General features: G+C 70.8%; 9 protein-coding genes and 1 pseudogene. 2 read left to right on the top strand and 8 right to left on the bottom strand.

What is annotated here, in order from left to right; all coding sequences use genetic code 11:
- The first annotated feature begins 15 nt into the window (after positions 1 to 15).
- Together E0500_RS16395 and E0500_RS16390 are read left to right on the top strand one after the other, a co-directional pair.
- A complete protein-coding gene (locus tag E0500_RS16395) occupies positions 16 to 1,125 on the top strand; it encodes a HAMP domain-containing sensor histidine kinase (RefSeq protein ID WP_131563093.1) in 1,110 nt (369 codons plus the stop codon).
- Between the two features lie 987 nt (positions 1,126 to 2,112).
- Positions 2,113 to 5,903 (top strand): annotated as a pseudogene (locus E0500_RS16390) (multifunctional oxoglutarate decarboxylase/oxoglutarate dehydrogenase thiamine pyrophosphate-binding subunit/dihydrolipoyllysine-residue succinyltransferase subunit).
- A 102-nt stretch (positions 5,904 to 6,005) separates the two neighbouring features.
- On the opposite strand, the gene fxsT (E0500_RS16385) reads toward E0500_RS16390, so the two are convergent.
- The 8 genes from fxsT (E0500_RS16385) to E0500_RS16350 all read right to left on the bottom strand — a co-directional run bounded on the left by fxsT (E0500_RS16385) (position 6,006) and on the right by E0500_RS16350 (position 20,101).
- Positions 6,006 to 8,975 carry an FxSxx-COOH system tetratricopeptide repeat protein gene (fxsT, locus tag E0500_RS16385; RefSeq protein WP_258573333.1) on the bottom strand — a complete coding sequence of 990 codons (2,970 nt, stop codon included), beginning with the start codon at positions 8,973 to 8,975 and terminating at the stop codon, positions 6,006 to 6,008.
- Between the two features lie 539 nt (positions 8,976 to 9,514).
- Positions 9,515 to 10,831: a CHAT domain-containing protein gene (locus E0500_RS16380; RefSeq protein ID WP_258572801.1), complete on the bottom strand. Its 1,317-nt coding sequence runs from the start codon at positions 10,829 to 10,831 to the stop codon at positions 9,515 to 9,517.
- Entirely contained in the window at positions 10,821 to 12,749 is a 1,929-nt protein-coding gene (locus E0500_RS16375; protein WP_258572799.1) for a magnesium chelatase, read from the bottom strand. The genes E0500_RS16380 and E0500_RS16375 overlap by 11 nt, the downstream gene beginning before the upstream one ends.
- The gene (locus tag E0500_RS16370) at positions 12,746 to 13,690 is read right to left on the bottom strand and encodes an AAA family ATPase (RefSeq protein WP_131563089.1); all 945 of its coding nucleotides are present in this window, start codon (positions 13,688 to 13,690) and stop codon (positions 12,746 to 12,748) included. The genes E0500_RS16375 and E0500_RS16370 overlap by 4 nt, the downstream gene beginning before the upstream one ends.
- Positions 13,687 to 14,094: a CU044_2847 family protein gene (locus E0500_RS16365; RefSeq protein WP_309505075.1), complete on the bottom strand. Its 408-nt coding sequence runs from the start codon at positions 14,092 to 14,094 to the stop codon at positions 13,687 to 13,689. The genes E0500_RS16370 and E0500_RS16365 overlap by 4 nt, the downstream gene beginning before the upstream one ends.
- 100 nt (positions 14,095 to 14,194) lie before the next feature.
- Entirely contained in the window at positions 14,195 to 17,206 is a 3,012-nt protein-coding gene (fxsT, locus tag E0500_RS16360) for an FxSxx-COOH system tetratricopeptide repeat protein (RefSeq protein ID WP_131563086.1), read from the bottom strand.
- Positions 17,207 to 17,453: 247 nt separating this feature from the next.
- Positions 17,454 to 18,944: an aKG-HExxH-type peptide beta-hydroxylase gene (locus E0500_RS16355; RefSeq protein ID WP_131563128.1), complete on the bottom strand. Its 1,491-nt coding sequence runs from the start codon at positions 18,942 to 18,944 to the stop codon at positions 17,454 to 17,456.
- Positions 18,944 to 20,101: an FxsB family cyclophane-forming radical SAM/SPASM peptide maturase gene (locus E0500_RS16350; protein WP_181587245.1), complete on the bottom strand. Its 1,158-nt coding sequence runs from the start codon at positions 20,099 to 20,101 to the stop codon at positions 18,944 to 18,946. The genes E0500_RS16355 and E0500_RS16350 overlap by 1 nt, the downstream gene beginning before the upstream one ends.
- Between the last annotated feature and the right edge of the window lie 94 nt (positions 20,102 to 20,195).

The raw sequence follows: 20,195 nt of genomic DNA, 5'->3' as shown, positions 1-20,195 counted from the left end.
GGGGCTGATGGCGGTATGAGCGGTCTCGGTGAGTCACGCAAGGATGAGGAGCCCTGGGGCAGGGTTCGCCCGTTCTCGGTCAAGACGAAACTGGGGACGCTCGTCGTCGTTTCGGTCCTGATCACCACGGGTCTGTCGATGATCGCGGTGCACACCAAGACCGAGCTGCGGTTCATCACGGTGTTCTCGATGATCGCCACGCTTCTCATCACGCAGTTCGTGGCGCACTCCCTCACCTCACCGCTGGACGAGATGAACGCGGTGGCCCGGCACATCTCGCTCGGCGACTACACGCGCCGGGTGAACGACAGCCGGCGGGACGAGCTGGGCGACCTGGCCCACACGATCAACCTCATGGCCGACGAGCTGGAGGCCCAGGACCGCCAGCGCAAGGAGCTCGTGGCGAACGTCTCGCACGAGTTGCGCACACCCATCGCGGGCCTGCGCGCGGTCCTGGAGAACGTGGTGGACGGCGTCTCCGCCGCCGACACCGAAACGATGCGCACGGCCCTGAGGCAGACGGAACGCCTCGGCCGCCTGGTGGAGACCCTGCTGGACCTCTCCCGTCTGGACAACGGTGTCGTCCCCCTCCGTACGCGCCGCTTCGAGGTGTGGCCGTACCTGTCGGGTGTCCTCAAGGAGGCCAACATGGTCGCCTCCGCGCGCGGCGGCATCGCCTCGGACTCCGGCAAGCACACACGCAAGGACGTCCATCTGCACCTGGACGTGCATCCTCCGGAGCTCACGGCCCACGCCGACCCGGAGCGCATCCACCAGGTCGTGGCCAACCTGATCGACAACGCGGTCAAGCACAGCCCGCCGCACGGCCGCGTGACGGTGAAGGCGCGGCGCGGCAGCACACCCGAGTCCCTGGACCTGGAGGTGCTGGACGAGGGGCCGGGCATCCCCGAATCCGAACGGCACCGTGTCTTCGAACGCTTCAACCGGGGCGCCGTCAGCTCCCCCCACGGCCCCGGCAGCGACGGCGGCACCGGCCTGGGCCTCGCCATCGCCCGCTGGGCCGTCGACCTCCACGGCGGCCGCATCGGCGTGGCCGAGTCCCAGCGAGGCTGCCGCATCCAGGTCGGCCTCCCTGGCCTCCCCGGCCAACGCACAGCCCAGTAGACGGCCCAGTACACGGCCCAGTAGCCGGACCGGTCACCGGACCAGTCGCCGGACCAGTCGCCGGTTGCCGCGCGGCTTTCCCACCATGGTGGCCGGCGCCCGCCACGTCGCCCTCCCGGGCCTCCCCAGGCCGCCGCACGGCCCAGCAGCCGGTACCGGCCGCCGCGCGGCTTTCCCACCATGGTGGCTCGGGCGCCCGCGGTTTCGTCGTGGGTCGGGGGCGCGCCGGGAGGTCTCCGTCCTCGGTCCGGCGGGTCTGTGGGGAAGTCAGGTGCTCGGCGGCGGACGCCGGCCGCTGCGGGCGGACACCTCCCGGCACACCCCCTTACGTGCGTACGCGGCTGCCGGGCGCGTCGGGGTGCGGGCTCGGCTGGCAGCGCGCGGACGGGTACTGGCCGCCGGTGCGGGTGGTGCGGTGCGGTGGGGCCGGAGTATGAGTGGTGCTGGCGTGGCTGCCGGTGCGTGGCCGGTGCGGTCGAGGTGCGCCGCGGGTTCGGGCTCGGGTGCGCCCGTGCTTTTAGGGGCGCGGGGCTGTGCTGAATATGCGGCTCCGCCGCGTGTGCGCGACCAGCCACATACGACCCGCAGCCGCCCACCAACAGAAACCCGGCAGACGAGCCACCCCCACCCGACCGCCGGAGGCACGCGGCTGGAACCGAGTCACTCTTCCGGGACTTCCATCTTTGCCAAGTTGACGTAAAGTTCAACGTGGAGCCACAAGATCCGTGTGCGTCCGCACTGGCGGACACGTGTGATCAGGCCGCCGTCAGGCACAGGGCCGCGCGCACAGCGCCACAGGCCCCCGCCGCGGCATGCATTCCAAACCGGAACCTCGCTTGTTTCCCGCCATTTCCAGCCCCGAAACACGCTTTCCGATGTGACTTACACGACGATGGACCAGCCCGACCTGACCTTCCCGGCCACGGAGGCGTAGCCTTTATTCCCGCTGTCCATCACCTTGTGAAGCGGAAGAGGGCGGTTGCCGCCGTGTCGCCACAGTCCCCCAGTAACTCCAGCATCTCGACCGACGCCGACCGGGCGGGCGAGAACCCCGCCGCGGCCTTCGGGCCCAACGAGTGGCTCGTCGACGAGATCTATCAGCAGTACCTCCAGGACCCGAATTCGGTAGACCGTGCCTGGTGGGACTTCTTCGCCGACTACAAGCCAGGGGCGGCCGCCGCCCCGGCTCCGGCGGGTACCGCGGCCGCGGGGCCGCGGGCACCACCACCCCGCAGGCTCCGGCCGCTCCCGCCGCCCCGGCCACGCCGGCGGCCCCCGCGGCTCCGGCCCGCGCCGCCGCGCCGGCGCCCGCGGCCCCGAAGCCCGCCGCCGCCCCGGCCGCTCCCAAGCCCGCCGCTGCCGCCCCCGCGAAGCCGGCGAAGAAGGCCGAGCCCGCAGCCGCGCCCGCCGAGGGCCCCGAGCTGGTGACGCTGCGCGGCCCGTCCGCCGCCGTCGCGAAGAACATGAACGCCTCCCTGGAGCTGCCCACGGCCACGTCCGTGCGCGCGGTCCCGGTGAAGCTGCTGTTCGACAACCGCATCGTCATCAACAACCACCTCAAGCGCGCCCGGGGCGGGAAGATCTCCTTCACGCACCTCATCGGGTACGCGATGGTGCAGGCCATCAAGGCCATGCCGTCGATGAACTGGTCGTTCGGCGAGAAGGACGGCAAGCCGACCCTCGTCAAGCCGGCACACGTCAACCTCGGCCTGGCCATCGACCTGGTGAAGCCGAACGGCGACCGCCAGCTGGTCGTCGCGGCCATCAAGAAGGCCGAGACGCTGAACTTCTTCGAGTTCTGGCAGGCCTACGAGGACATCGTCCGTCGCGCCCGCGACAACAAGCTGACGATGGACGACTTCACCGGTGTCACCGTCTCGCTGACCAACCCCGGCGGACTCGGCACCGTCCACTCGGTCCCGCGTCTGATGCCCGGCCAGTCGGTGATCATGGGCGTCGGCTCCATGGACTACCCCGCGGAGTTCCAGGGGACCAGCCAGGACACCCTCAACAAGCTCGGCATCTCCAAGGTCATGACGCTCACGTCGACGTATGACCACCGGGTGATCCAGGGCGCGGCCTCCGGCGAGTTCCTGCGCGCCGTCGCGAACCTGCTCCTCGGCGAGAGCGGCTTCTACGACGAGATCTTCGAGGCGCTGCGCATCCCCTACGAGCCGGTCCGCTGGCTCAAGGACATCGACGCCTCGCACGACGACGACGTCACGAAGGCCGCCCGCGTCTTCGAGCTGATCCACTCCTACCGGGTCCGCGGCCACGTCATGGCCGACACCGACCCGCTGGAGTACCGCCAGCGCAAGCACCCCGACCTGGACATCACCGAGCACGGCCTCACCCTGTGGGACCTGGAGCGCGAGTTCGCGGTCGGCGGCTTCTCCGGCAAGTCGATGATGAAGCTGCGCGACATCCTCGGCGTGCTGCGCGACTCGTACTGCCGCACCACCGGCGTCGAGTTCATGCACATCCAGGACCCGAAGCAGCGCAAGTGGATCCAGGACCGCATCGAGCGCGGGCACACCAAGCCTGAGCGCGAGGAGCAGTTGCGCATCCTGCGCCGCCTGAACGCCGCGGAGGCCTTCGAGACCTTCCTGCAGACGAAGTACGTCGGCCAGAAGCGCTTCTCCCTGGAGGGCGGCGAGTCCGTCATCCCGCTGCTCGACGCGGTGCTGGACAGCGCGGCGGAGTCCCGCCTGGACGAGGTCGTCATCGGCATGGCCCACCGCGGCCGTCTGAACGTCCTGGCGAACATCGTCGGCAAGTCGTACGCGCAGATCTTCCGCGAGTTCGAGGGCAACCTCGACCCCAAGTCGATGCACGGCTCCGGCGACGTGAAGTACCACCTGGGCGCCCAGGGCACCTTCACCGGTCTCGACGGCGAGCAGATCACGGTCTCGCTGGCCGCCAACCCCTCCCACCTGGAGGCGGTCGACCCGGTCCTGGAGGGCATCGCCCGCGCCAAGCAGGACATCATCAACAAGGGCGGCACGGACTTCACCGTCCTGCCGGTGGCCCTGCACGGCGACGCGGCCTTCGCCGGCCAGGGCGTGGTGGCCGAGACCCTGAACATGTCGCAGCTGCGCGGCTACCGCACCGGCGGCACGGTCCACGTGGTCATCAACAACCAGGTCGGCTTCACCGCCGCCCCGGAGTCCTCCCGCTCGTCCATGTACGCCACCGACGTGGCCCGCATGATCGAGGCCCCGATCTTCCACGTGAACGGCGACGACCCGGAGGCTGTCGTCCGCGTCGCCCGTCTGGCCTTCGAGTTCCGCCAGGCGTTCAACAAGGACGTGGTGATCGACCTCATCTGCTACCGCCGCCGCGGTCACAACGAGTCGGACAACCCGGCCTTCACCCAGCCGCTGATGTACGACCTGATCGACAAGAAGCGCTCGGTGCGCAAGCTGTACACCGAGTCCCTGATCGGTCGCGGCGACATCACCCTGGAAGAGGCCGAGCAGGCCCTCCAGGACTACCAGGGCCAGCTGGAGAAGGTCTTCACGGAGGTCCGCGAGGCCACCTCGCAGGCGGTGTCGACGGAGTCCCACGACCCGCAGGACGGCTTCCCGGTCGCGGTGAACACGGCCGTCTCCGCCGAGGTCGTCAAGCGCATCGCCGAGTCCCAGGTCAACATCCCCGACCACATCACCGTCCACCCGCGTCTGCTCCCGCAGCTGCAGCGCCGGGCGGCGATGATCGAGGACGGCTCGATCGACTGGGGCATGGGCGAGACGCTGGCGATCGGCTCCCTGCTCCTGGAGGGCACCCCGGTGCGCCTCTCGGGCCAGGACTCCCGCCGTGGCACGTTCGGCCAGCGCCACGCCGTCCTGATCGACCGCGAGACGGGCGAGGACTTCACCCCGCTGCTGTACCTGTCGGACGACCAGGCCCGCTACAACGTCTACGACTCCCTCCTCTCCGAGTACGCGGCCATGGGCTTCGAGTACGGCTACTCGCTCGCCCGGCCGGAGTCCCTGGTCATGTGGGAGGCCCAGTTCGGCGACTTCGTCAACGGTGCCCAGACGGTCGTGGACGAGTTCATCTCGTCGGCGGAGCAGAAGTGGGGCCAGACGTCCGGCGTCACCCTCCTGCTGCCCCACGGCTACGAGGGCCAGGGCCCGGACCACTCCTCGGCCCGCCCGGAGCGGTTCCTCCAGATCTGCGCCCAGAACAACATGACGGTCGCGATGCCGACCCTGCCGTCGAACTACTTCCACCTCCTGCGCTGGCAGGTGCACAACCCGCACCACAAGCCGCTCGTCGTCTTCACTCCGAAGTCGATGCTGCGTCTGAAGGCGGCGGCGTCGAAGGCGGACGAGTTCACCTCGGGCCAGTTCCGCCCGGTCATCGGCGACAGCTCGGTGGACCCGGCGGCGGTCAAGAAGGTCGTCTTCACCGCGGGCAAGGTGTTCTACGACCTCGACGCCGAGCGGAGGAAGCGCGGTGTCACGGACACCGCGATCATCCGCCTGGAGCGGCTGTACCCGCTCCCGGGTGCCGAGGTCCAGGCGGAGATCGCCAAGTACCCGAACGCCGAGAAGTACCTGTGGGCCCAGGAGGAGCCGGCCAACCAGGGCGCCTGGCCGTTCATCGCCCTGAACCTGATCGACCACCTGGACCTGGCGGTCGGCGCGGACGTACCGCACGGCGAGCGCCTGCGCCGCATCTCCCGCCCGCACAGCTCGTCCCCCGCGGTGGGCTCCGCCAAGCGCCACCAGGCCGAGCAGGAGCAGCTGGTACGCGAGGTGTTCGAGGCGTGAGCCGCTGAGCCCGTCGAGTTGACGAAAGGGCCCGGTCCCGGAGAGTTTCCGGGGCCGGGCCCTTCGGCGTTTCCCGCCGCATTCGGACTCGACGGGGCTCTCTCACGTCGTCTGTGGCTCGAAGTCCCAGGAGGGTCGGGTGCGGGAACGGGCGGAGACGGTGTGGAAGTGCTGGGACCCCAGGGTCATGGCAAGAGCCTGCACGGCCTCCTCCTCCACCACGTCCGCCTCTCGGCGTTCCCCCAGCACACGCAGGTCGGCGGCCAGGGCGACACGGGCGGACAGGGTCAGCGGATGGGTGGCGCCGACTGCCACGGCGGCCCGGGCTGCCGTGTCCCGGCTGAGGGCGACGGCGGACTCCGGGTCACCGACGAGGTCGCGCAGGGCCGAGGCGTTGATGGCGCAGCCGAGGGTCCAGGGGTGGTCGGGTCCGACCGCTCGGGTCATGCCGGTGAGGGACTGCTCCGCGAGGGCGTACGCCTGTCGTCGCTCGCCGACGTCGCGCAGGATGAGGGCGTGGTTGGTACGGGCCCCGGCGGTGTAGGGGTGTGCCGGGCCGAGCAACTGTTCGTAGCGCGCGATGACGGATTCGCTGAGCTCACGTGCCTCGTCTATGTCTCCGTACGCCCGGGCGAAGCAGCTTCTGCTCGCCGCGAGTATCAGCGTGAGCGGGTCCGCCTCGCCGAGAACGCGCTCGCAGCGTTCCAGAGCGCGGCCGAAGAGAGGGACGGCCCTGTCGCGGTGGCCCGAGCGGTAGAGGCACAGCGCGAGGTTGTGCTCGGCGCGCAGCGTCTGCGGATGGTGGGCGCCCACCACGTTGAGATGCTCGCGCGCGCTGCGTTCCTGGAGGGAGGCCGCTTCGGCGTAGTGGCCCAGGAGGCGGAGGTCGGTGGCGCGGAAGATCTCCGAGTAGAGGGTCCACACGTCACCGGCCCCCAGGAATCGCCGACGGTCGTCGAGCGTCCGCCGGTCGACGTCCAGGGCGTCCTGGTAGCGGCCGAGCAGCCGCAGCGAGACGGCCATGTTGTTGCGCGCCGCCAGGGTGCGGGGGTTCGCCTCCCCCAGCCGTTCCCGGTAGCCGTCGTAGACCTCCTGGGAGAGGAACAGGGCCTCGTCGTAGCGGGCCAGCGCCCTCAGGTCCGCGGCGAGACCGCCGACGGCACGCAGATACCCGGTACTGCGGTTCCCGCCCGCGGCACGGTACTGCTCGACGGCCGCACGGCTCACTGCCTCGCTGTGTCGGTACTCACCGCACGCACGGAGCAGGTTCGCGTAGTGGTGGCCGAGGTCCCACAGCAGGTCGTCAGGTCTGCCCGGACGGTCCTGCCATGCGGGCAGCACCTGTTCGGCCAGCCGTACGCCGGCGCCGTACTCGCCGGAGAGATAGAGGAAGCGCAGGCAGTGGAGAACCAGCGCGTGGACGGCCGGATCTGTGTCGCGCAGGGTGTCCGCGTACTCCAGGTGCGGGACGATCTCGGCGTAGCGGGGCCACGTGTCCGTGTCGGCGGGTCTTCCCGGGTCGGCGGCGATGAGCGCCCGGCGGACCACGCCCGCGAGCTCCTGGCGGTCCTCGTCGGACATGTCGTTGCGGACGATCTGGTGCACCATGCGGTGGAGATAGACGTATCCCCTCGACGCGTTGTCCCCGCCGGACTCCGGACGGACCACGGAGTACTGGCGCAGCTGGTCGATCGCCCTGTGCCACACTTGCGGGTCGTTCAGCAGCCGGGCCACGCGCTCCGGCAGCTCTTCGGCCGCGGTCTCCCTGAGGAGGTGCACGGGAACGAAGCCGGGCGCGAAGAAGGTGCACATCCTCAGCAGGTCGACGGATTCCGAGGAGCTCTCGCGCAGCTTGTTCAGCAGGACCGACCAGGCCGTGCGGAACGCGAGCGGGAATTCGGACGGCACTGTGACGGAGGTCTGGTCTCCGCGCAGGAGTTCCAGGTACTCCTCGACGGAGGTGCCGGAATCGTTGAGCCAGCCCGCCATCTGGTCCAGCAGCAGCGGCAGGTCCTCCAGCGCCTCCGCCAGCCGGTCCGCCTCCGCGTCCGTCAGCCGCGGTGCGCGGCGCCGGATGAGCGCCACCGACTCGTGGCGGTCGTAGACGGGCACCTCCAGCAGCGTGCTGTTGTGCGCGGCCCGTGCGGAGTTGCGCGTGGTGATCAGGAGGTGGCCCGGCCCTGTGGGCAGGAGGTCGGTGATCTGGTCCGGCTCGTCGGCGCCGTCCAGGATCAGCAGCCAGCGCGCGTACGGATCGCCGTGGTGCAGCGAGTCCTGTACCGCGCGCAGCCGTTCTCCGTACTCGGCGCCTGTGGACAGCTCCAGCCGTGGGGCGAGTTCGGCCAGTCCCTGCCGGAACGTCGTCCGTTTGCCGGCGTTGACCCACCACACCACGTCGTATTCGGACCCGAACCGGTGCGCGTATTCGGCCGCGAGCTGTGTCTTGCCCACCCCCGGCATGCCGTACAGAGTGACCACGCCTGCGTCCAGCAACTGTTCGTAGACGGTGCTGAGCAGCTGCTCACGCCCCGTGAATCGGGTGTTCCGCCGTGGTATCCCGCCCCATACGCGCGGGGCGTCGCTCGGGAAACGAGAAGCGCTCAGCACACGCTCCTCGGACTCCGCCACGGGGGCGGCAGGAAGACCTAGCCGGGCCATGAGGAGGCGCTCGGCCTCGGTCGCGTCCACGCCGGTCAGGTCGGCCGGGGCGAGCACCGCCATCGTGGTGGGCAGCGCGGACGTCGTGACGGAAACGGCGGCGAAGCGGTCCTGGTGGGGGGTGACGACCTCACGCAGCGCGTTGTCCCACTCGTCGCGGCTGCGCGGTCCCAGCTGGAGGTACGAGTCGCTGATGACGAGCAGGACCGGGCCCGGCGCCAGCAGGAGATCGCGCAGTGACTCGTCCAGACGGGCACCGGGCAGCGGATTCCATCGCTGGTACACGACCCGATGGCCGTGCTGCTCCAGTCGGCCCGCGATCCAAGCCGCCCAGGCCCGGTTGAATCCGGCGAAGCTGATCGTGACGGTCTGTCGTCCGGCGCGGGCCGCAGGGCTTTCCGCTGCCGGTTCCAGGCTGCTGGTCCGCCGGGTGTCCGCGGTGCGGCCCGACGGCCGTTCCCAGGGTCTCGGGACGCGGGCGGGGCGCTCAGGCGCCCGGGGCGTGGGCAGCACCGCCGAGGCGGACGCCCGCTCCCGCACCACCTCCGCCAGCTTCGCCGCCGGCGTCCGTCCCGGCTCCAGTCGCCGGATCTCCGACCGGAGTTCCGCCTTGCGGACGGGCACACCCCACTGGTTGCTGACCGTCAGCCAGAGGGAGGCGTCCCCCGTCTCCCTGCCGGTCGACACGCGAAAGCGCGCCGCCCCGTACGTTCCGCCGAAGCGGTGGAGGACGACGCTCGGTTCGTCGAGCGCCGTGCAGACGAAGAACGGGGAGCCGTCGAGTGCGATGGTGAAGATGAACTCCTCGTCCGGGTAGGGCCAGGCTGCCGGGGCGCCGTCCTGGGCCGGAAGCGGACCCCGCAGATCGACGGTGACGAGGTAGTCGCACTCCGTCTCGGCCTGTCTCGGCCAGGCGACGACGGGTTCGATGACAAGGGGGTGCTCGTCACCGCTCACCACCCATCCCCTCCTCCGACGCTCCGCTCGTCGCCTGCGGCGAGGCGCAGGGTGGTGAGCGGGTGCCCGTAGTAGTGGAACATGAAGGCGTACAGGAGCCGTAGGACTCGTTTCTGGCCAACCCGGTCGACCTGCCCGTCATCGTTGCGCGTTGTCGGGATGACCGCCAGGGAGCCGAACTCCTCGACCGCGCGTGCGCGGAAGGCCCGCAGGGTCTCGGTGACGGGACGCTCCGGATGGGCTGCGACCTCGCCGACGAGGCGTCGTACCAGAGCGCGGGCCTCCTGGTCCCCGACCTTGCCGGCGGTGACGATGCATCCGCCCGCGCCCTTGCGCAGGAAGAGTTCGGCGAAGCCCCGCAGCACGTGCTCCCCCTGCGCGCTGTTGTCGACGAAGCGGCCCGAGTGACAGGCGTTGAGGCAGACCAGGGACCGGTCCGTGCGCAGTCCGTGCATGGTCTCCGCGTTGAACTCGGCCCAGGTGCGGTCGCCGAGCGAAAGGCGGGGGACGGTGTCGCCGTAGGTGCCGTGGCAGCCCATGTAGACCAGGCCGGTGCGGTCGGCCGGGTTGTCCAGCGCCTGGAGGAAGGGCGTCATCTCCAGGTGCAGTTGGTGCTCGTACGGCGCGAAGACCCGGCTGTCGTCGGCCATGTCCTTGTGGAGGTAGCCGAGGATCCGGCCCCGGCAGTCGCCCGTCTCGCGCGGCAGGTCCTGGCCGACGTCGTGCACGGTCGTCCAGCGGGTCGTGACGATGAGGGCGCCCAACAGGCCGCCTTCCAGGCCGTCTTGAGGGTCCGGGGGTACCCAGAAGAGTTCCCATGGGAGCTCGTATCCGGTGTCGTCCCACACGATGAGACGGAGTGCGCCGCCGTGCCGGGCGCGGATCTGGTTGATCCAGTGGGCGAGTTCGGTCTGGTTGACGGACCAGAGGCGGGTGCCGCGCAGGATCTCTGACGGGTACTCCCCCTCACCGCTGGCGTTTCCCAGGCTGACGGCGGGTGCGGCGAGCCGGGTCGGTCCGGCCGAACAGGTCACGGTGAGGTCGCCGCACCAGCCGTGCAGCCGATAGGCGTCCTGGCTGCCGGGCCCCTCGGCCCGGACGGCCCGGAGCACAGCGACTCCCTCGTCCAGGCGGGCGTAGGGCAGGGCAGCCGATCCGCCCAGTCCGAAAGGGCGTCCGTGCGTGGGGCGCAGTTGCCGTACGGGGGCGGGTTCCCGGCGGATCGCGGCCTTCAGACCGGGCACGGTCGCGCGGCGCATCATGGTGCCGGCCCCAGTCAGCCAGCGGGCGCCGCGCTGCGGCTCACCGCTCAACGGTTCCTCCTTCCCCGTTCGGCCCTCGACCGCGCGCGGCACGCCCCTCGACCACGGAGCCACCGAGCCGGTCGGCGAGCGCGAACGGCAGGTCCCCGTACGGCTCCCGGGCCGCGTCGACGACGGTGACATGCAGCCTCGTCCGGTCCATGGCGCTGATGCGGGCCGCTGCCTTGAACGCGTCCTCGACGCCCTCTGCGGCCACCGGGCCGCTCACACGGCCGGTGTGGCTGACGCGCAGGGGTACGTTGCCGCGGCCGTCGGTGACGACGACCAGCCACGCCTCCGCCAGGCCGTTCCCCTGCTGCCGGAAGGCACGGCGCAAGGCCTGTGCCGCCTGCTCGATGCCGTGAGCGAGGGGGGTGGCATGCCCCGCCGGGCGGTACAGCGCGGCGAGAACACGCGGGTCGAGGACACTGCGAGCGGCGAACGACTCCGCCCGCAACTCGTCCGCCGGCTCCGCGACACCGACCTCGACCACCTGCGTCGCGGCCCGGCCGGTGTACGCCCACTGCAGGAACGGTGTGAGGGCGTCCTGCCAGTCCCAGTCATCGCCCCGGCACGTGTGGTCCAGGACCAGCACGAGCATGCGCTCGGGGGCGCTGGCCCGGACATGGCTGTGCAGATCGACGGGCGAGATCGTGAACCGCTCGGTGCGGCGGAGGCGTTGGTGCACAGCCGCCTCTCGGACCGTACGCACGTACGCGAGGTCGTGGAGGTCCCGTGCCCGCCGGGTGCCGATCACGACGCCACGTGCCGCGGCGGGGCCAGCCGTGCGCTGCCAGGGACTGCTCAGGGGCGCGAAGTCGCGCAGTACCGCCGCACCGTCCTCGGGGAACGGGCCGGCGAGGGCTTCGGGGGCTCCGCCGGGGAAGGTCCCGATTCCCTCGGCGGGCTCGGTCTCCAGCAGTGGCTCACCGGGTTCGCGGCGGGGTCGCGCGTCCTCGTCGGCGCGGCCGCCTCGGTCCCTGTGGCCGTCATCCGGGAGCGGGCCGCGGCGCGGCAGCAGTGGCGGTGAGGTCTCGGGGCCGACAGCTGTCTCGGCGGGCTGCGCCGACTCGGCCACGGCCAGGCCGATGAGCCGGGCCGCCGCGTCGCAGTGGCGGCCCGTGGCCGTACCCTCGCCGTCCAGCGCGGCGAGGGTACGGGCGAGCCGTGCCAGTGCGAGTTCCCTGCGGATGCCCGGGGCGCTCGTATCGCGGCCAAGAAGTTCCTGCACGCGCTCAAGGGCGTCGTCGGTGACGGTCGCGACGGGGACGCCCTGAGTGGCAGCCGTGAGCCAGGCCGGTGGCAGCCTGCCGAGCAGCCGGTGGGCCGGCGGGAGGTTCAGACCGGCGGCCGACAGCCGTACGGCGAACCGGTCCAGCAGATGCGGGCTGAGCCGGCCCGCGTCGGACGAGCGGCAGGCGGCCAGCCAGCGCGTCCGGGGCCTGGCAGCATGGCTCAGCCCGGTGTGCTCGACCACGACGAGGTCGGCGCCCACGAGTTGCACGGCCGCGCGCATCCCGGCAACGCTCAGTCGGGTCAGGTCCGGGACAACAGCCAGGGGCGGCGCTCCGGGGCGGCCGTCGGCCCGGATGAGCGGGCCGGGCTCGATCCGGAACGACAGGCCGTCCGGCCCCTGCCGGAGGCGGGGCCGGGTCCACAGGTCTTCGTCGCGGCTGGTGGCTCCCAGCACGAGCGGGGTGTCGGCCGGCTGCCCCTCGCCGGTCAGGATGCCGGCGAACAGACGCGCCACCGGATCGATCAGCCGGGGTTCCAGGTCGAAGAGCAGGACGCCGCCCAGGGCGGGTTCGACGGCCGCGCAGACCAGGGCGCGGACCAGTCGCAGCGCGAGGTCGTCCGGCTCCTCGGGCACGGTGCCCACGGCGGACGTATCGGAGCCACTCGCCGGGTCGGCGGGCACGATGCCACTCATACGGTGTCGAAGAGGTCCTTGACCCGGGCCTCGTCGTCCGGCCCCCAGTCGAACATGCCGCCGTGGGCCGTCTCCGGTCGACGGTGCCGAAGGGCCATGGGCAGCACCCGCAGCAGGTGCTCGGGCTGAACCTGGTCCGCCCCCTCAAGGGCGGCCAGCGCCCGAGCCGCCAGTGTGGCGACGATCTCGCCGCGCTGTCCGACGGCGTCCACCCGCTCGGCCGCCTCGGCGCACAACCGAACGATCCCGTCGGGGACCTGGGTCTCCGGCACCCGTCTCCGGGCGGTGTCCAGTCGGCTGCGGTTCGCCACGTCGTCGCGATCGGCGGCGGCCAGCCAGTCGGAGTGCTCCTTGCCGAGTTCCTCCTCGAAGTCCAGAACCGTACGGATCATACGGTGACGGGCCCCGACATCCAGCTGTGCCGTGGTGACCATCAGCCCGAACCGGTCGAGCAACTGCGGCCGCAGCCCGCCCTCTTCGGGATTCATGGTGCCGACGAGCCCGAAGGAGATGTGCTTGGCGGCGGCGAGGCCCTCCCGCTGCACGGACAGGACGCCTGTCGAGACGACGTCGAGGATGATGTTGACGAGGTGGTCGTCGAGGAGGTTCACCTCGTCTATGTAGAGCAGTCCCTTTTCGTCCGCCTCCTCCAGGAGGCCGGGCTGCGGTCGGGCCTCGCCTCGGATCAGGGCGTCGAGTTCCCAGCCGCCGAGGACCCGGTCGTCGGTGGCGTTGATGGGGAGGGTGACAGGCAGCTCGGCGTGGGCCATGAGGGCGAAGGCCCGCACGAGGGTCGACTTGGCGGTGCCCCGTGCCCCTGCCATCAGCACCCCGCCGATGCGGGGCACCACGTGGTTGAGCTCCAGCGCCAGCTTCAGGTCGTCCTGCTCCACGACTCGGCTGTAGGGCAGGATGCGTACGTCCCCCGTTGTCCGGTTCACGAGGCGGCTCCCTCCGGGGACTCGGCCGGCTCGCCCCGCGTGGTGGCCGTCTGCCAGCGGAACGTGATCTGAAGCTGCGCCTCGGCCCCGCTCTTCACCAAGGCCGCCACCCCGGCGTCGACCTTGATGGAGAGCTGCATCTCTATCTCGTCGGGCCGGACGCCCTCATTGAGTTCCGCGAACCGCCGCACCGCCTGTGCCGCGCACCGACGGGCCAGGTCCAGCCCGTCGGTATAGGCGTCACGGGCGACCTGCACGACACGCTGGGCGGCTCCGTCCCGGGTGTCCTCGTCGCCGTAGACGAGGTCGAGGCCGTCCGCGGCGGCCGGCTGGAGGACGGTCTCGACTTCGATGGGAATGGGCCCGTCCGCTCCCGCCGGGACAGGCCCAACCAAGATCACCACACAGGGCCCCCGTTCAACTCCCGTGTATTTCAGGCAAGTTAAGAGACCTGGGTCATTCCCCGGTGCGCGAAGGGTTATGCGCACCGGTGCCCCCAGCCTGTCAGCTCGCCTGTGGTTCGAAGTCCCAGTACGGCCGGTTGCGGGCACGGGCCGAGATGGTGTGGACGTGCTGCTTGCCCAGCGTCGCGGCGAGATCCGACAAGGCTTCCTGTTCGATCTTCTCGGCCTGCTGCCGGTCCCTCAGGCCGCGCAAATCGGCCGCGAGGGCGACGCGGGCGGACAGGGTCATGGGGTGGGTGCGCCCGAGTGACTCGGTGGCCCTGGTGACCGTGTCCCTGCTGAGCGAGGCCGCCGACTCCGGATCGCCCACCAGGTTGCGCAGGGCGGCCGCGTTGATAGCACAACCCAAGGTCCACGGGTGGTTCTCGCCCACCGCAGGGCCCATCTCTGCCAGCGACTGCTCGATCAGCGCGTAGGCGTGCTCCCGTTCACCCACGCTTCGCAGAATCAGTGCATGGTTGGCGCGGGCTCCGGCGATGAACGGGTGACCTTCGGCGAGCATCACTTCGTAGCGGGCGATGATGGATTCACTGATCTCGCGTGCCTGGTCGATATCGCCGTGCTCACGTGCGAAACAGCTCTGGCTGACGGCGAACATCAGCGTGTCCGGATCCGTTTCGCCGCTCACTCGCTCTCCGCGCTCCAACACGCGGGCAAAGAGGGGTCCGGCCTTGTCCCGGTCGCCACTTCGGTACTGGCACAGTGCGAGATTGTGCTCGGCACGCAGGGTCCGCGGATTGTCGGCGCCCATCACGATGCGGTACTCCCGCACGTTCTTCGCCTGCACCGACTCCGCCTCGGCGTAACGGCCCAGCAGGCGCAGATCGATCGCGTAGGAGGTCTCGGAGAAGAGGGTCCATGGATGCCGGCCCCTCAGCAGCATCCGACGCGCCTCAAGCGTGCGCCGGTCGATGTCCAGGGTCTCCTCGTAGCGGCCGAGCAGTCGGAGCGAGAATCCCAGGTTATTCAGCGCATTGAGGGTCCGCGAGTCCTGTTCGCCAAGCTGGTCGCGGTAGGTGGCGTGCAGCCGCTGGGACAGCTCCAGCGCCTCCTCGTAGCGGCCGAGCCCGCGCAGGTCCCCGGCGAGACCGCTGGCCATGCGCAGGTAGTCCAGGTCCTGCTCGCCGTGCTCCTCCCGCAGATGTTCCGCGGCGGCCCGGTCGATGGTCTCCGTGCTCTGGTAGTCACCGGCAGAGCGCAGCGAGTTGGCGTAGTGGTAGGTCAGCTCCCAGATCTGAGGATGGGTCTCGCCGAGCAGGGACCGCCAGGCCTCCAGGGCACGCTCGCCCAGTCTGATGCCCGACGTGTACTCGCCGGTGAACCACATGTAGCGAAGGCAGTTGAGGACAAGTCGCTGCACGTCCCGGTCCTTGCTCTGCAGGGCGTCCGCGTACTCCAGGTGCGGGACGATCTCCGCGTACCGGTCCCACAGGCGGGTGTCGGTGGGCCGTCCGGGATCCGCGGCTGCCAGCGCCCGCCGCACCACGTCGATGAACTCGCGCCGGTCATCCTCCGGCATGTCCTTGCGCACGATCTGGTGCACCATCCGGTGCAGGTACAGCGATTCCCCGGCGGAGGCAGCCTCGTCGGTGGCGGCCTCATGGGACTCCAGGCGGACCACGGAGTACTGGCGCAGCTGGTTGACCGCCTTGTTCCACAGCAGCGGGTCGTTGAGCAGCCCGGCGATCTGCTCGGGCAGCTCGTCGAGCGGCATCTCCTTGAGCAGCCGTACAGGGACGGAGCCCGGGGCGAAGAAGGTGCACAGCCTGAGCAGGGCGACGGACTCCGGGACGGTCTCGCGGAGCTTGTTCAGCAGTATCGACCAGGCCGTCTGGAACGCGAGCGGGAAGTCCGCGGAGACCTTGACCACGTCCTGGTCGATGCCGCCGTCCAGCAGCTGGAGGTACTCCTCGACGGACAGGTCGGAGTCGTTGAGCCAGCCCGCCGTCTGGTCGAGCAGGAGTGGCAGGTCCTCCAGCGCCTCGGCCAACTGGTCGGCCTCCGTCTCCGTCAGCCGCGGCGCGCGGCGCCGGATGAACGCCACCGATTCGTCCCGGTCGTACACCGGCACCTCCAGGAGTTGGCTGTTGTGCTCACTCCACTCCGGATTGCGGGTGGTGATCAGGACGTGGCCGGGGCCTGTGGGCACCAGGTCCCAGATCTGCTTCGGTTCGTCGGCGCCGTCCAGGATCAGCAGCCAGCGCGCGTACGGATCGCCCCGGCGCAGCGAGTCCCGTACGGCGCGCAGTCGCTCGCCGTACTCCGGGCCCGTGGACAGGTCCAGTCTCGGGGCGAGTTCGGCGAGGAAGCGCCGATAGGTGACACGACTCTCGGCGTTGACCCACCACACCACGTCGTACTCGGACCCGAACCGGTACACGTACTCTGCGGCAAGCTGTGTCTTGCCCACTCCCGACATGCCGTGCAGGGCCACCACGCCGGCGCCCCGTTCGGCGCCCTGCAACTGGTGGTAGGCCTCGTTGAGCAGCCTCTCGCGGCCCGTGAAGCGGGTGTTGCGGCGCGGCACCCCGCCCCAGACCTCGGGCATGGCCGCGGGGAAGCGCGGCCCGCGTCGCTCACCGTCCGCGGAGTCCGGCAACGGATCGCCCGGCAGGTCGAGCCTGTCCAGCAGGCGCCGCTCGGCCTCGTCGGCGCCCATGTTGGTCAGGTCGGTCGGTGCCAGCACCGCCGTGGCCGTGGGGACCGGGGCCGTGGTGACCGAGACGGCCGCGAAGTGCGAGGGGTCGGGCGCCACGACCTCGCGCAGGGCCGCGTTCCACTCCTCATGGGTACGGGGACCCAGCTGGAAGTACCGCTCGCTGACGACGATGAGGATCCGGCCCTCGGCGAGCTTCAGATCACGCAGCAGGTCCACCAGGGGAATCTCCGCCGGGGAGTCGTACCGCAGGTACACGACACGCAGACCGCGCCGCTCCAGTCGGTCTCCGATCCAGACCGCCCAAGCTCGGTTGAACCCGGCGAAGCTGATGGTGACGGTCTGCTTCGCGGCCCCCCTCCCGGTTGGCCTGACAGGCGTGCGAGCTTCAGACATGCAAGCGGCCTCCCCGTTCGTAAATTCCTGATTCTAGAACTGCGACGCCGCGATGGGATAGCCGCTGACGACAGCCAAGGCGGCACTTCCGATCGCCTCCCGTGGCGACGATCTTCGCGTACGACACCGCCGACCACCAGGACCCCCCTCTCACTTGAACCCATTCTGTCGACTTCGATCTACTCCAATCGCACTATCGCTTAAACGATCTGAATTGATCACACTCGATCACAAGTGCAAGAGAGCATCACGGACGAGTGGGAGCGTGACGCTGCGTCCACAGGGCGCGGGTGGCCTCCACATAGGCCCGCGCACGCGCGACATGGCCTCGGGGCGGGCGGTGCTCCGTCATCCGCTCGTACACGGCGACCATCTGATCGACGAACCGGCGCCCCCGCGCGGTGAGGTCGGGCGAACCGACCAGGGCCGGCAGCGCCGCCCCCACCTGCTCGCGATAGCGCGCGTGCTGCGCCCACGCGGGCTCCCGGTGTGCCGGGTGTGGGGTGTCGAGCGCACAGCGCTGGAAGAAGTCCGCGAGCGCCAAGTGGGAGTAGGCACCCTGCAGCAACCCGTCGTACGGCCGTGGGTCGGGCCGCCATGGCGCGAAGTACCGTTCGCTCGGACCGGCCCGGTGGAGCGTCACGGCCTCACTGAGCGCCGACAGCTTGGTGTGCTGCAGTTCGTGGACGAGCGTCGCCGCGAACACCGCCGACGTGGGCGGTGTACTGCTCAGCAACGCCCCGAACGCCTCCCGCCGGGTCCCGCTGCAACTGCCGCTGCCATGTCCGTCCGCTCCGGGCGGTGTCGCCAGCGGGACCAGGCACCGCAGCAGAGCCACGGCCTCCGCGACCCGGTGCTCCCCGCCGAGCCGCAGCGCCGCCGCCGTCCCCGACCACGCCTGGAGCCACCGCTTGCGCTCGGCGTCGTCGAGGGTGACGGGGCCGCTCAGGTCCTCGTACCGGGGGCCGCCGCGGACGGTGCGGTACGGGTCGAGGTCGTCCAGCGGCATCGGCGCGGAACCGGGCAGCAGGCCGGGCAGCGCGTGGGCGGGCGACCAGGCGGGGGCGGGGGACCAGGCACCGAAGCCGGTCTCCAGGTGCACTGTGACGTCGTCGGCCCCACGCTGACGCAGCGTCAAGTGACCCTGCCGGTGCACTGCCTCGACTTCGGCATCCCCGGTCTCGGCCGTGTGCAGTGCTCCCAGCGAGGGCAGTGTGAGCACCCCGTCCCAGGCGGTGAGCCGTACCGTGAAGGAGATTCCCGCACGGGCGGCGGCCACGGCCGCCAGGGCGCTGAAGTGGGACAGGTCGTGCCTGAGGTCTCGTATCCCTTGCTCCGTACATCCGCCGGACACCGGGTCCAGGGCGCGCAGACAGCGCCGGGCCCATGGGCCGATCAACGGGGAGAGGAGCAGTGCGCGGGCGGGTGAAAGCGGCTTCACGGACGGCAATGCGTCTGCCATTCCGGCAGGAACAGACGGCATTGTGGCGGCCGTTCCGGCAAGAGGGGCCGTGCGGACCCCATCCGCCTCCTCCAGAAGCGCCCAGTCCTCCCGCACCCGCCTCCGCACCCTCACGGAGCAGACCGCCGCATCGGCCCCCTCCACGGCGTCCAGTACCGCCCGCAGCATCAGCAACCGCCGCGTGTCCTGGTCGCGGATCAGGAGCGCGAGCGTGTCGGGGCCGCCCTCGGTGCGGCCAAGTTCTAGGAGGGCCCGGTCCGGGACCGCCGGGAGTATCACGGGGTGCCCCCTTCGCACGAGGCGGACGACGTTGCGGACGGCATTGCGGGTGACGGGCCGGGGGCCGCGGCGGCCGGGGCCGTGTCCTCGGCCAGTCGCCGCGCCACGTGGCGGATGAAGCGCTGGAGGTCCGCGCAGTAGACCGACGGGTTGGCGAAGCCGTGTCCGGCCCGGTAGCGGTGGGCGTAGTGGCCGCCGCCGCAGACGGAGAGCAGCGGGCACGACCGGCACTCCTCCGCCAGCGCGGACACGCCTGCCTGGCGCGCCGCCACGCCCGGGTGGTGGAGCGCCGCGTCGAAGCCGTGATGGAAGACGTCCAGGCCCGTCTCCGCCGCCCCCTCGTAGCAGGACTTCAGGGAGTCGACCTGCTCGATGGAGCCGTCCGTCTCCACGACGAGCGCGTCGAAAGGCGCGAGGCCCAGGGACTCCGTGGCCGCCGGCAGGCCCAGCAGCAGCGCGACGCACTCCTCGAAGAGCCGTACCCGGGTCTCCCGCCGCCCGGCCCGCCACCAGCGGTCGAAGACGGCGCACAGCCACGCCCCGTGGGCGGCGTCCGCCAGGTGGGGTGGCGGGGCCGACCAGTTGCCGTGGGGCAGCAGGAGGTCCAGGGCGGGTGGGCGCAGGGCGAGGAGCGAGTCGTATGTGTCGATCGGGTCCAGGGTCGGGTCCACGACCGTGAGGATTCCGGCGTACGACGACGGGAAGCGGTCCGCGAGCAGGCGGGCCCCGCGCACGGCCGCCGGCCAGGACGGGCGCCCGGCGTGGTCGACGCGCCGTGCGTTGTGGGCGGGCAGGCCGCCGTCGAGGCTGATGCCGACGCGGATACCGTGGTCGGCCAGAACCGCCACCCGCTGCTCGGTGAGGAGCGTGGCGTTGGTCTGGACGGTGGCGTGCACCGTGCAGTCGGGCGGGACCCGGTCGCGTACGAGACCGGTGAAGCGGGCAAGCGTGTCCGCGCCCGCCAGCAGGGGTTCGCCGCCGTGCAGCACGAGCGACAGCGCCCTCAGGGCGTGGGCCCGCGCGTGTTCCGCGATACGGGTCGCCGTGCGGTCCAGTACGGCCGGCGGGGCGGCCGCGGGGCGGGTGCGCCAGGAGTGGTCGGGGCCCTCGTAGAGGTAGCAGTAGCGACAGGCGAGGTTGCAGCGGCCGTGCATCTTGACGATGAACTGCCTGAACGGGGTGGGGTTTTGGGATGCCGGGTGGGGAGCGACCTGTGCAGACACTCCGGCACCCCCATGCTGTACGGCC

Source organism: Streptomyces sp. KM273126, assembly GCF_004337435.2.
Taxonomy (GTDB): domain Bacteria; phylum Actinomycetota; class Actinomycetes; order Streptomycetales; family Streptomycetaceae; genus Streptomyces; species Streptomyces acidicola.
This window is presented reverse-complemented; position numbering and strand designations above follow the sequence as displayed.

What these genes read in the sequence shown, in the direction of transcription:
- E0500_RS16395 (WP_131563093.1), top strand. Translation starts at nt 16, where the DNA reads ATGAGCGGTCTCGGTGAGTCACGCAAGGATGAGGAGCCCTGGGGCAGG.
- E0500_RS16375 (WP_258572799.1), bottom strand. Translation starts at nt 12,749, where the DNA reads ATGAGTGGCATCGTGCCCGCCGACCCGGCGAGTGGCTCCGATACGTCC.
- fxsT (WP_131563086.1), bottom strand. Translation starts at nt 17,206, where the DNA reads ATGTCTGAAGCTCGCACGCCTGTCAGGCCAACCGGGAGGGGGGCCGCG.
- E0500_RS16350 (WP_181587245.1), bottom strand. Translation starts at nt 20,101, where the DNA reads ATGCACGGCCGCTGCAACCTCGCCTGTCGCTACTGCTACCTCTACGAG.